Raw genomic sequence first — 13,159 nt, 5'->3', positions numbered from 1 at the left:
AGTATTTTCTGATGAAGAAAAATAAAAAAGAGCCAAAACGAATTCATTTTGGCTCTGATAATAATAAGAATATATATGTTATTCTAATTCTATACTAACACAAACACCAGGAAGCCCAGCACCTCTTGATTCACAAATATGCATTGGATCACAGTACCCACCTATATTTTTACAATATCTAATTGGTCCGAAACCACCGTTAATAGTTTTTTGTTCTACTTTGTTTAAAGCTTTACCTAGATTTAAAATTGATTTTTTCATAATATTAAAATTAAAAATAATTAAATCCTCGAATATTTTAAGACACTCAAGGTTCATGTCTATTTTCGCGATAAATATTTTTATTTTAATTCAGCAATCTTTAAGATGTAATTTGAAACTAAATTCATAGCTATTAGATTCAAGCAATTTGTAAATGAAAATATTCACTGTGAATATAATAAAAAAAAATTAAAGTACTATTTATTGTCAGGATAATGATAAACCCCAAAAGTGTTATTATTTATCACTAATGGGGTTAAAACTTTTTATTAAATGGTAATAATATTAAAGTTCTTTCTTTAAAAATTTAGCGGTGTAACTTTCTTTATGTTTTGCTACTTTTTCTGGAGTTCCGGTGACAAGAATTTGTCCGCCTCCTTTTCCGCCTTCCATACCAACATCTATAATATGATCAGCCAATTTTATAACATCTAGGTTGTGTTCAATAATTAAAACAGTATTTCCTTTTTCTACAAGTTTATTTAAAACTTCCATTAAAACACGAATATCTTCAAAGTGTAAACCAGTTGTAGGTTCATCTAAAATATAAAAGGTATTTCCAGTATCTCGTTTAGAAAGTTCAGATGCTAGTTTAATACGTTGAGCTTCTCCTCCAGATAAAGTAGTAGATTGTTGCCCAAGTGTTATATAACCTAAACCAACATCTTGAATGGTTTTTAATTTTCTATAAATTTTAGGAATGTGTTCAAAAAATGCAACAGCTTCGTTAATGGTCATTTCTAATACATCGGAAATTGATTTTCCTTTATAACGAATTTCTAAAGTTTCTCTGTTGAAACGTTTTCCTTGACAAGTTTCACATTCTACATGAACGTCGGGTAAAAAATTCATTTCAATTACTCGTAAACCACCACCTTGACAAGTTTCACATCGTCCACCTTTTACATTAAAACTGAAACGCCCTGGTTTATAACCTCGAATAGAAGCTTCAGGTGTTTTAGCAAATAAACTACGGATTTCACTAAATACTCCTGTATAGGTGGCAGGATTTGAACGTGGCGTTCTACCAATTGGAGATTGATCAATATCAATTACTTTATCCACATGCTCTAATCCTTTAATACTTTTATAAGGCATTGGTTTTTTTACACCTCTATAAATATGAGCATTTAAAATAGGGTATAGAGTTTCGTTAATTAAAGTAGATTTTCCACTTCCAGAAACACCAGTAACACAAATCATTTTTCCCAGAGGAAATTCTACTGATACATCTTTTAAGTTGTTTCCAGAAGCACCAGTTAATTTTATTTTATTTCCATTTCCTTTTCTTCGTTCTTTAGGAACTTCAATACTTTTTCGTTTTGCTATATAATCTGCAGTTAAAGTTTGTTGTTTAGTTAAATCTTCAAATGATCCTTTACTTACAATTTCACCTCCATGTCTTCCTGCGCCAGGACCAATATCTAAAACATAATCGGCATGTTTTATCATGTCTTCATCATGTTCTACAACTAAAACTGAATTACCAACATCTCTAAGTTTTATTAAAGAATCAATTAATTTCTGATTGTCACGTTGATGTAAACCAATACTTGGTTCATCTAAAATATAAAGTACACCGACTAATTGAGACCCGATTTGAGTTGCTAAACGAATACGTTGCGCTTCGCCACCAGATAAAGATTTTGAAGTTCGATCTAAGGTTAAATAATCTAAACCAACATCTAATAAAAACTGAATTCGAGTACGAATTTCTTTTAAAATCTCTGAAGCGATTTTTAATTGCTTAGCACTTAATTTATCTTCAATATTGGTGAACCAATTAGCTAACTCGCTAACATCCATTTGTGCTAAATTACTAATGTTTTTGTCTGTGATTTTAAAGTTTAAAGCTTCTTTTTTTAATCGTTTGCCTTCACAACTTGTACATTTTACTTCATCCATAAATCCTTTCGCCCATCTTTTGATAGATGAACTGTCGGAGTTTTTATATTGATTGGTAATGAATGAAATGATTCCTTCAAAGTCGATATCGTAACTACGTGTAACTCCAGCTGTTTTAGATTGAATTTTAAAACTCTCTTTCCCTCCATTTAAAATAACATATACTGCTTCTTCAGGAATTTTATTGATAGGATCTGTCAGTTTAAACTTGTAGCGCTCTGCTATATTCTGAAGTTGTTTGAAAATCCAGCTATTTTTTTGTTCACCTAGTGGAACAATTCCTCCATTTTTAATGGAAATAGAATCGTCAGGTATTACTTTTTTAAGATTAACTTCATTGTTAATTCCAAGACCATTACATTTTTCGCAAGCTCCTTTCGGAGAGTTAAATGAAAAAGTATTTGGTTCTGGATTTGGATATGCAATTCCAGTAGTAGGACACATGAGTTCTCTACTGAAGTATCGAGGTTTTACATCATCAACATCAATAACCATTAAAATATTATTTCCTGTGTAAAGGGCAGTTTTAATGGTTTCTTCTAATCTTTTATCAGCTTCATTGTTTACAACAAGTCGATCTATAACTACTTCTATATCGTGAGTTTTATAACGATCGAGTTTCATGCCCTTTTCTATTTCTTTGATTTCTCCATCAACACGAACTCGAACAAAACCTTGTTTAGATATTTGTTCAAATAATTCACGATAATGTCCTTTTCTAGATTTAATTAAAGGAGCAAGAATAGCAATTCGTTTATTCTCAAAATCGTTTAGAATTAATTCCTTAATTTGATCATCAGAATAACTAACCATTTTCTCTCCTGTGTTATAAGAGTAAGCATCAGAAGCTCTCGAAAACAAAAGTCGGAGAAAATCATAGATTTCTGTAATTGTTCCTACAGTAGAACGCGGACTTTTATTTGTTGTTTTTTGTTCTATTGAAATTACAGGAGATAATCCGTCAATTTTATCAACATCAGGTCGTTCTAATCCACCTAAAAATTGTCGTGCATAAGCAGAAAAAGTTTCAATATATCTACGCTGTCCTTCAGCATATATAGTATCAAAAGCTAGTGAAGATTTTCCGCTACCGCTCAAACCAGTAATTACAACTAGTTTTTCACGAGGAATTTTAATATCTATATTCTTTAAGTTATGAGCTCTGGCTCCGTAAACTTCAATGAATTCTTGTTCTTTCAAAGTAATATATTTGACAAAAAGCAAATTTACTGAATACAAACTGATTTTTAAATTGATATTGATAACAAATAAAATTCGATGTATCTTGCGTTAAATAATAAATGTAATGGTTGATTCAATACGACATTTTTTTGAACGATATGGTTTTGATGTGTCTTCTAGGTTAGGAGATAGGCTAGGAATGCGAGTAGTAAATGTTCGTTTGTTTTTTATTTACTTTTCATTTGTAACAGTTGGTTTATCTTTTGGTTTGTATTTGGTGTTAGCTTTTATTCTAAAATTGAAAGATAAAATTTATACTAAAAGAACTTCAGTATTCGATTTATGATACGATTTGTTTTAAAATCTCGTCTTTATAAAGCTTTCTTCTTTACAGGATTAATTTTCGCTATTGGAGTTTTAAGTTATTTGTTTTTATTTGATTATTCTTTTGTTGATGCATTTTATATGACAGTAATAACAATAACAACTGTTGGCTTTGGAGAGGTTCATCCTTTTTCTACAGAAGAGAAATTATTTACTACATTTTTAATTTTATCAAGCTTATTTACTTTTGGATATGCAGTGTCTTCTTTTTCTGAATATTTAATAAGTGGAGACTTTTTTCAACGACTTAAAATAAAAAGAGTGCAAAAACAGATTGAACAATTAGAAGGACATACTATTGTATGTGGTTTTGGAAGAAATGGGAAACAGGCTTTAGTCAAATTAAAAAGCTATAACAGAAAAGTTGTAATAATAGAAAAAGATAAAGAGCTTATTAAGCATTTAGATGAAAATCGTGTTTTAAATGTAGAAGGAGATGCGACTTCAGATGAAACTTTACTTAAAGCTGGAATTAAAAAAGCAAAATATTTAATCACAGCATTACCTTCTGATGCAGACAATTTGTTTGTGGTTTTAACAGCTAGTCAGCTTAATAAAGAATGTAAAATTATAAGTAGAGCATCTAAAGAAACAACGTACAGTAAATTAAAAATTGCTGGAGCTCATAATGTTATAATGCCAGATAAGTTAGGTGGTGCACATATGGCTTCATTAGTTGTAACTCCTGATGTTATTGAGTTTGTAGATAGATTAACTATTGAAGGAGACACAACTGCTAATTTAGAAGAAATAGCAATTAACGATTTGCCTAAAGAATATTTAAATAAAACAATTTTAGATTTAGATCTTAGAAAAAAAACAGGTTGTACTGTAATAGGCTATAAAACTTTAAATAATGAATACATAATTAATCCAGACGCTTCTTTAAAATTAGAAACAGACGGAAATTTAATAGTATTAGGAAGACCTGAACAAATCAATAAATTAAGGGAGTTGTTTTAATCAATAAAAAATCATTATTTCTTTTTACTTGAAACAATAAAAATAGTTTTAACGAGAAAAACTTGTTAAAAGATCAGTTTTTTAAGATATTGCGACCTACTAATTCAACAAAACTATATATTTACACATGATGAATAAAAAACTAACGGCATTACTATTGGGGTTGATGCCGATGCTAACTTTCGCCCAGGAGAAAGGTTTAGACCAAAAAATAGATGAGGCGTTTCAACCAATTTCTAATTTCTTTAGTGATATTATCTTTTTCGATATTGCAGGGACACCTTTTGTTTTAATATTACTTGTTTTTAGTGCTGCATTTTTTACAATTTATTTTGGTTTTCCTAATATACGTCACTTTTTTACAGCAATTAATGTTGTTAGAGGAAAGTATGATGATGTTGATAAGGCTGTAGTAGAAGAAGCTTATGGTGATTCAACTCCAGGAGGAGATTCTATAGAAACGATTAGAGATGAAAGTAAAGAAGGAGAGGTAACTCACTTCCAAGCTCTAGCAACTGCAGTATCAGGAACTGTAGGTAATGGAAATATTGCAGGTGTTGCTTTAGCAATCGCTTTGGGTGGTCCAGGTGCTACATTCTGGATGATCGTTTGTGGTTTATTAGGAATGTCAACAAAGTTTGTTGAATGTACTTTAGGTGTACAGTACAGAGATGTAGATGAAGAAGGAACTGTATACGGAGGACCAATGTATTACTTATCTAAAGGTCTAAAAGAAAAAGGGTTTGAAACATTAGGTAAAATTACTGCTGTATTATTTGCAATTTTCTGTATTGGAGGTTCTTTTGGTGGAGGTAATGCTGCACAATCGAATCAAGCAACAGTAGTTATTAAAAAATTAATGAATTTAGAAAGTTCAAGTGCTGGAGCAATTATTGGTTTAGTATTAGCTTTAGTAGTTGGTATCATTATTATTGGAGGTATTAAACGTATTGCAACTGTAACTGAAAAAGTAGTACCATTTATGGCTTTACTTTACTTATTAGCATGTTTGTATATTTTAGGAGCTAATTTTAGTTTAGTTGATGATGCTATAAGTTTAATTTTTAGAGAGGCTTTTAATCCAACAGCTATTGGAGTTGGAGGTGTTATTGGAGTTTTACTCGTAGGATTCAAAAGAGCGGCTTTCTCTAATGAAGCGGGAGCAGGTTCAGCATCCATTGCTCACTCTGCTGTGAAAACTAAGTATTCTGCATCTGAAGGTTTAGTAGCATTATTAGAGCCATTTATTGATACGGTTGTAATTTGTACAATGACTGCGTTAGTTATTATTATTTTCAACTTTGGAGGAGAGTTTTCTTATGGAGGAGACGGAACAGGTGGAGTTTTAATTGACGGAGTTAGAGTAGAAGGTGCCGGTATTACAGCTTCGGCTTTTGCTAAATATATTCCATTCTCTGATTGGTTCTTAACTATCGCAGTAGTATTATTTGCTGTATCAACTATGATTTCTTGGTCTTATTATGGATTACAATCTTGGAAATTCTTATTTGGTAGAGGAAAGAAAGCTGATTTAACATACAAGATTTTATTCTTAACTTTCGTGGTAATTGGAGCAGCTGCAAGTATGGGGTCTATTTGGGCATTCTCAGATGCAATGATCTTTGCTATGGTATTCCCTAATATGGTAGGATTATATTTCTTAATGCCTGTTGTTAAGAAACAATTAAAAAGATATTTAGACGCTATCAAAGGATAGTGAATAAAATTATCATATGAAAAATTTCAAATCCCATTTCTGGTATTCTAAAAGCCAAAGAAATGGGATTTTATTTTTGGCTTTATTAATCATATTATTTCAATTATTATATTTTTTTATTGATGTTTCTCCTGAATCAGAACTTCCAATAAATACAGAAGAGATAGTAATGTTGCAGTCAGAAATAGATAGTTTAAGAAAAGAAAAAGAAGAAAAGCTAAATAAAATATATCCGTTTAATCCAAATTATATTTCAGATTTTAAAGGGGAGAAATTGGGTATGTCTTTAGAAGAGATTGATAGATTACATGCATTTCGTAAACAGAATAAGTTTGTGAATTCTGCATCAGAATTTCAAAATGTTACTAAAGTTTCTGATAGTCTATTAAATGTAATTTCGCCATATTTTAAATTTCCAGATTGGGTTGTTAAAAAGCAAAAACATAAATTAAAACAAACTTTAACTACACCTGTTATTGTAGAAGATAATCAGACTACTAAGAAAGAGATTTCTACAAATGATATCAATAAAGCTAGTGTAAATGATTTTACTATTGTAGATGGGGTAGGAGAAGTAATTTCTACAAGAATTATTAAGTATCGTTCTAAATTAAAAGGATTTAGTTTTAAAGATCAACTTTATGAAGTTTGGGGTTTAGAAAAAGAACTTGCTGATGAAATATTAAAAGCTTTTGTAATTCAAGAAAAACCTAACATTGAGAAAATCAATGTTAACACTGCATCATTCAAGGAAATACTTAATTTACCTTATATAGATTATAACTTATGTAAGAAAATTTTTGATTATCGAGATGAAGTTGCTGAACTCCAAGATATAAAAGAATTAAGAAATATTAAAGATTTTCCTCAAAACAAATACGACAGAATAGTCTTATATTTGAAAGCAAAATAACAAACAACAAACTTAATTAAAACTTATTTACAGTATGTACTTTACTGAAGAACATGAATCATTTCGTAAAAGTTTCAGAGATTTTTTACAGAAAGAAGTAGTTCCTCATATCGAGAAATGGGAGGAAACCGGTACTATAGATCGCTTTATTTGGGAAAAATTTGGTGAAATGGGATATTTCGGTTTATATCAACCTGAAGAATATGGTGGATTAGATCTTGATTTATTTTATACAATTATATTTTTAGAAGAATTACAAAGAATTAATTCTGGTGGTTTTGCTGCTGCTATGTGGGCTCATGCTTATTTGGCAATGACACATCTTAAAAAAGAAGGAGATCATAGAATTAAAACAGAATATTTAGCTCCAAGTATTGAGGGAAAGAAAATAGGTTGTTTATGTATCACAGAACCTTTTGGAGGAAGTGATGTTGCAGGTATGAGAACTACTGCAGTTAAAGATGGTGATAATTATGTGTTAAATGGTTCTAAAACATTTATCACTAATGGGGTTTATTCAGATTATCTTATAGTTGCAGCTAAAACTAATCCTGAAGACAAATATAAAGGAATGAGTATTTTCCTTGTAGATAGAGATACAAAAGGAGTTTCATCTACGAAACTAAATAAATTAGGTTGGAGAGCATCAGATACTGGTGAAATAGCTTTCGATAATGTAGTTATTCCAAAAGAAAACTTAATGGGTGAAGAAGGAAAAGGTTTTCCTTATATCATGCAGCATTTTGCATTAGAACGATTAATTATGGGAGTTAACGCACATGCAAGAGCAGATTATGCTTTAGAATATGTGTTAGAGTATATGAACGAACGTGAAGCTTTTGGTAAAAAAATCAACGAATTTCAGGCATTAAGACATAAAGTTGCAGAAATGGCATCTAAAGTTGATATGTGTAAAGAATATAATTACTCAATTACTAAAAGATTAAACGATGGAACTTATGTAGTAAAAGAAGCAAGTATGAGTAAATTACTATCAACAAAATTTGCAGATGAAGTAATTTATGATGCTTTACAGTTGTTAGGAGGTTATGGTTATATGGAAGATTATCCTCTTGCTAGAATGTTTAGAGATAGTAGATTAGGACCTATAGGAGGTGGTACTTCTGAAATATTAAAAGAAATAATAGCTAAAATGATTATTGATAAAAAAGAATATAAACCAGCAACATAATTTTTGTTGTTTTAAAATATAAAAGAGGATGTTTATGCATCCTTTTTTTTGTGTTTATTTTTTGCTGAAATTGTTTTTTAAAGGTTTGTGTATTGTTAATTATTGAATTTATTAACACGAAATCGATTTCGTTTCTAAACCGATTTCGTAATCTGAATTTCATTAAATAAATTGAAGCAAACAAATAAACCTAGTAAAAATGAAAACCCTTTTAAAACTTTTGTTAATTCTATTGTTTATCAATTTTTCTTGTTCAGATAATCAAGCAGAAGTAACACCGATTGAAGATGAAACTTCAAAGTTAAATGATACAGATAATAATATTTCAGCCCGACAAGGATTGAAACCAATTGGAACAGGAGTAATGATGCAAGCTTTCTATTGGGATGTTCCAGCAGGAGGGACTTGGTGGGAAAAAGTAGAAAGTAAAGTTCAAAGTTGGAGTAATGCTGGAATAGATGCTATCTGGTTACCTCCTGTGTCTAAAGCTCAAAACGGAGCTTTTTCTATGGGATATGATCCTTTTGATTATTACGATTTCGGAGAATATGATCAAATGGGAAGTATAGAAACACGGTTTGGATCGAAGTCAGAACTTCAAAGTTTAATCAGTGAAGCACATAATGCAAAATTAAGTGTAATAGCAGATATTGTAATTAACCATAATAGTGGAGGAGAATTAGAAGATAATCCATATACAGGTACGCCTTATTATACAGATTTTAATCCAAAATCTGGGAAATTTTTCAGGAGTAACAGTGATTTTCATCCTAATGCAAATTGTAATAGTGATTCAGGAGTATTTGGCGGCTTTCCAGATTTAAGTCATTGTCAGCCTTATGTGCAAGATTGGTTATGGAAAAGATCTAATAGTGTGGCGAAATATTATAAAAATGTTATGGGATTTGATGGTTGGAGATTCGATTATGTAAAAGGTTTTGAACCTTGGGTAGTAAGAGAATGGAAAAATGCTGTTGGAGGTTTTTCTGTTGGTGAATATTGGGATGGAAATGCAGGGACTTTAGACTGGTGGTCTAGTGAAGCTCAAGTATCTGCTTTCGATTTTGCTTGTTATTACAGAATGAGAGATGCATTTCAAGGAAATAATTTAAATAGATTAAATGATGATATGCTTTGGAAAAGAAATTCTAGTAAAGCAGTAACGTTTGTGGCTAATCATGATACAGATGAAATATATAACGGTAAACTTTTAGCTTATGCTTACATTTTAACACACGAAGGATATCCTACTATTTTTTATAGAGATTATGAAGAATGGTTAAATAAATCCAAATTAAATAATTTAATTTGGATTCATAATAATCTTGCTGGAGGTAATACATCTATTCTTCATGTAGATAACGATGAATATATAGCGAGAAGAAATGGTTATAATAATGCAGGTTTAGTAGTTTATATAAATAATTCCGATTCTTGGAAAGAAAGATGGATAGAAACTAATTGGTCTAATACAAGAATTAAAGATTATACAGGTCACTCAAGTTGGGAACCAGTCACTCAAGGAGGAAAATGGGTTAGGATACAAGCCCCGCCTAAAAGTTATACTGTTTGGTCACCAAAATAAATGACTGATTAATTGGAATATATAATATATTATGTATCTTTGCAGTCCGAAAAAATAAGAATATAACTATAAAAATTAGTTAAGCGACTGATTTTTAATTAAAAATATAAAAGAGACGTATGAGAGGAGGTGCAAAAACATGTTAATTATTCCAGTTAAAGAAGGTGAGAATATCGATAGAGCTTTAAAACGTTACAAACGTAAATTCGATCGTACGAAAACAATGAGAAACTTACGTGAGCGTAAGCAATATACAAAACCATCTGTTGCTAAAAGAGCTCAAAAAATTAAAGCTTCTTACATCCAAAGGTTAAGAACGCAAGAAGAAATTGGTTAAGCCAATTTTTACTATAAAAATTTAAGCCCATACATTTTGTGTGGGCTTATTTTTTTATTAAAATGTCTCGTCCTGAAATAGCGTTACACAAATTTGTAACCTTATGAACGACAACATTTACCGCAAACGTACTCAGAAAGATTATACGATGAGTTTTAAACTTTCGGTTGTATCGGAAGTAGAAAAAGGCGAATTAACCTACAAACAAGCTCAACTTAAATATGGGATTCAAGGAAGAAGTACTGTTTTAGTATGGTTGAGAAAATATGGTAACTTTGATTGGACTGATCAAACACCATCTAATATGCCAAAATCACCAGAACAAAAATTATTAGAGTTAGAGCAAAAATTACGTCAATTAGAAAAGCAAAACAATCGTTTAAAAGCTCAAGCAGCAGCATCAGAGAAGAAAGCGATACTGTTTGATATGATGATTGATTTAGCTGAGAAAGAGTATAATATTCCTATTAGAAAAAACTCCAAAACCGAGTAATTGATATGTTTGTTTTACAAAAGAAAGAAAGTATTTCTTCTACCTGTAAATTACTTGGGTTTAGCAGACAGGTCTATTATCAAGCTAACTATAGAGTTAAGAAATCTCAATCAATAGCCAATAAGGTTGTTGAATTGGTTAAGCGTGTAAGAATGGAACAACCAAGGATTGGGACAAGAAAACTGTATTATCTTCTTTCGGAGGAATTAAGCAGTTTAGCTGTTGGAAGAGATCGATTATTTGATATTTTACGAGCTAATAAACTATTGATAAAACGACAAAAGAGTTATCACATTACAACCAACTCTCATCATCGTTTTAGAAAACATACTAATCTTATTGAAAATCTGGAAATAAATAGACCAGAACAAGTATGGGTAGCAGATATTACATATTTAGGCAATCGTAAGAACCCTATGTATTTATCATTAATTACAGATGCATATTCTAAGAAAATCATAGGATATCATTTGGATAAAACTTTAGAAGTAAGCTCAACGGTAAAAGCCTTGGAGATAGCTATGAAAAATAGAGTATATCCAGAGAAGGAACTTATCCATCATTCAGATAGAGGATTGCAGTACTGTAGTAACATCTATCAAAATATTTTATCAAAACATAATATTAAATGTAGTATGACAGAATCATACGATCCATATCAAAATGCGATAGCTGAACGGGTTAATGGAATCTTAAAACAAGAGTTCTTTATTGCTACCACAAATCTAGATATTAAGATAATGAAGAAAATAGTAAAGCAATCAATAACTATTTATAACTCTAAAAGACCGCATTGGTCATGTCATTTTAAAACTCCTAACCAGGCACATCAACAAAATAAAATGAAGATAAAATCATATCGAAAAAAAACATCATCTAAAGCTATAGCTTTAGATGATGTTTAATATATTTAATCAATAAATAACTGTAACGGTTATTTAGGACTAGTCAATATTATTTAAAATTGAGTTTGTTTTATGTTTATTAATGCTTTTTTAGATTATCTGTCTTTTGAGAAAAAATATTCATCTCATACTGTTTTAGCATATAAAACAGATTTACTTGGATTTAAAGATTTTTGCGAAATAGAATTTGATCAAGTAGATTTAGAAACTATTCATTATAATCAAATTAGGAGTTGGATTGTTTCTTTGATCGATGAAGGTGTTTCAAATAGAACCGTAAATAGGAAAATAAGTAGTTTAAAAACATTCTATAAATTTCTTCAAAAAATAGAGGTAATAACAGCTAATCCTCTTTCTAAACATAAATCATTAAAAGTACAGAAGAAAAATGAGATTCCGTTTTCTGTTAAAGAAATGGAAAGTGTCTTTGAAGAATTAAACGATAAAGATTTTGTTTCTCTTAGGGATAAATTAATAGTAGAACTATTTTATTCAACAGGAATGAGAAGAATTGAATTAATTAATGTTAAAATTTGTGATATTAATTTCGATTTTAATACGGTTAAAATTTTAGGAAAAAGAAATAAAGAAAGAATAATTCCTTTATTAACTACTGTAATTCAAACCTTGAGAAAATATTTAATTAAGAGAGAAGAAATAAATGCAAATAATGAACATTTATTACTTACTGAAAAAGGAAATAAAATTTATGAAACTCTTGTTTATCGAGTAATAAATCGCTACTTTAGTAAGGTCTCGACAAAGACTAAAAAGAGTCCGCATATTCTAAGGCACACTTTTGCTACTCAATTACTCAATCAAGGTGCGGATTTGAATTCGGTTAAAGAATTACTAGGACATTCTAGTTTAGCCTCAACCCAAGTTTATACTCATAATAACTTGGAACAATTAAAACAAGTGTTTAACAAAGCTCATCCTAGGAGCAAAAAAAAAGACTGAAGATTATGAAGGTATTCACACAATCCGTAAATTTTAAAGTAGATGGAGATTTAATTAATTTCATTCAGAAGAAAGTGGGAGGTTTAGAAAAGTTCCACGATAAGATAGTTGATGCGGAAGTTTTCTTGAAAGTTCAAAAAACTAGTGATAAAGAAAATAAATTTACAGAGATTAAAATAAATATTCCAGGTAACGAATTAATCGTAAAAAAGATGAATAAAACCTTTGAAGAAGGTGTCAGTCTTGGTGTTGAGTCATTAAAAAGACAATTAAGAAAGTCAAAAGAAAAAAAAAGAGTATCTTTGGAACTATAAAAAGTTTATAAAAAAAATGCAAAAAGTTTTATAAATTCAAAATTACTT

Annotated in this window: 12 protein-coding genes; 10 read left to right on the top strand and 2 right to left on the bottom strand. The window is 30.1% G+C overall.

Features of this window, described 5'->3' with window-relative positions; genetic code table 11:
* Window positions 1–78 precede the first annotated feature (78 nt).
* Together ACSIGC_RS05645 and uvrA are read right to left on the bottom strand one after the other, a co-directional pair.
* Window positions 79–261: a hypothetical protein gene (locus ACSIGC_RS05645; protein WP_442267175.1), complete on the bottom strand. Its 183-nt coding sequence runs from the start codon at window positions 259–261 to the stop codon at window positions 79–81.
* Window positions 262–546: 285 nt separating this feature from the next.
* The gene (gene uvrA / locus ACSIGC_RS05640; protein ID WP_442267174.1) at window positions 547–3,366 is read right to left on the bottom strand and encodes an excinuclease ABC subunit UvrA; all 2,820 of its coding nucleotides are present in this window, start codon (window positions 3,364–3,366) and stop codon (window positions 547–549) included.
* 106 nt (window positions 3,367–3,472) lie between these two features.
* Between uvrA and ACSIGC_RS05635 the strand changes: the two genes are divergently transcribed.
* The 10 genes from ACSIGC_RS05635 (at window position 3,473) to ACSIGC_RS05590 (ending at window position 13,111) form a co-directional block, all read left to right on the top strand.
* Window positions 3,473–3,694 carry a PspC domain-containing protein gene (locus tag ACSIGC_RS05635; RefSeq protein WP_442267173.1) on the top strand — a complete coding sequence of 74 codons (222 nt, stop codon included), beginning with the start codon at window positions 3,473–3,475 and terminating at the stop codon, window positions 3,692–3,694.
* Window positions 3,691–4,695 (top strand): potassium channel family protein, encoded by a 1,005-nt coding sequence (locus ACSIGC_RS05630; protein ID WP_442267172.1) that lies wholly within the window; start codon window positions 3,691–3,693, stop codon window positions 4,693–4,695. The genes ACSIGC_RS05635 and ACSIGC_RS05630 overlap by 4 nt, the downstream gene beginning before the upstream one ends.
* A 130-nt stretch (window positions 4,696–4,825) precedes the next feature.
* Window positions 4,826–6,412, top strand: a complete 1,587-nt coding sequence (locus ACSIGC_RS05625; protein WP_442267745.1) for an alanine/glycine:cation symporter family protein — start codon at window positions 4,826–4,828, stop codon at window positions 6,410–6,412.
* Between the two features lie 16 nt (window positions 6,413–6,428).
* Entirely contained in the window at window positions 6,429–7,325 is an 897-nt protein-coding gene (locus ACSIGC_RS05620; protein WP_442267171.1) for a ComEA family DNA-binding protein, read from the top strand.
* Between the two features lie 34 nt (window positions 7,326–7,359).
* A complete protein-coding gene (locus tag ACSIGC_RS05615) occupies window positions 7,360–8,517 on the top strand; it encodes an acyl-CoA dehydrogenase family protein (protein WP_442267170.1) in 1,158 nt (385 codons plus the stop codon).
* A 199-nt stretch (window positions 8,518–8,716) separates the two neighbouring features.
* Window positions 8,717–10,102, top strand: coding sequence for an alpha-amylase (locus ACSIGC_RS05610; protein WP_442267169.1), 1,386 nt, complete (start codon window positions 8,717–8,719; stop codon window positions 10,100–10,102).
* 139 nt (window positions 10,103–10,241) lie between these two features.
* The gene (gene rpsU / locus ACSIGC_RS05605; RefSeq protein WP_442267168.1) at window positions 10,242–10,439 is read left to right on the top strand and encodes a 30S ribosomal protein S21; all 198 of its coding nucleotides are present in this window, start codon (window positions 10,242–10,244) and stop codon (window positions 10,437–10,439) included.
* 103 nt (window positions 10,440–10,542) lie between these two features.
* Window positions 10,543–11,837 (top strand): IS3 family transposase gene (locus ACSIGC_RS05600; RefSeq protein WP_442266462.1). Its coding sequence is split into 2 segments (ribosomal slippage): window positions 10,543–10,909 and window positions 10,909–11,837, totalling 1,296 coding nucleotides; the frame shifts between segments, so codons are not numbered across the junction.
* 72 nt (window positions 11,838–11,909) lie between these two features.
* A complete protein-coding gene (locus ACSIGC_RS05595; RefSeq protein WP_442267167.1) occupies window positions 11,910–12,797 on the top strand; it encodes a tyrosine-type recombinase/integrase in 888 nt (295 codons plus the stop codon).
* Window positions 12,798–12,802: 5 nt separating this feature from the next.
* The gene (locus tag ACSIGC_RS05590) at window positions 12,803–13,111 is read left to right on the top strand and encodes an HPF/RaiA family ribosome-associated protein (RefSeq protein ID WP_442267166.1); all 309 of its coding nucleotides are present in this window, start codon (window positions 12,803–12,805) and stop codon (window positions 13,109–13,111) included.
* Window positions 13,112–13,159: the final 48 nt, after the last annotated feature.

Origin of the sequence: Tenacibaculum aquaeponti (assembly GCF_052084715.1) — a bacterium.
GTDB lineage: Bacteria > Bacteroidota > Bacteroidia > Flavobacteriales > Flavobacteriaceae > Polaribacter.
This window is presented reverse-complemented; position numbering and strand designations above follow the sequence as displayed.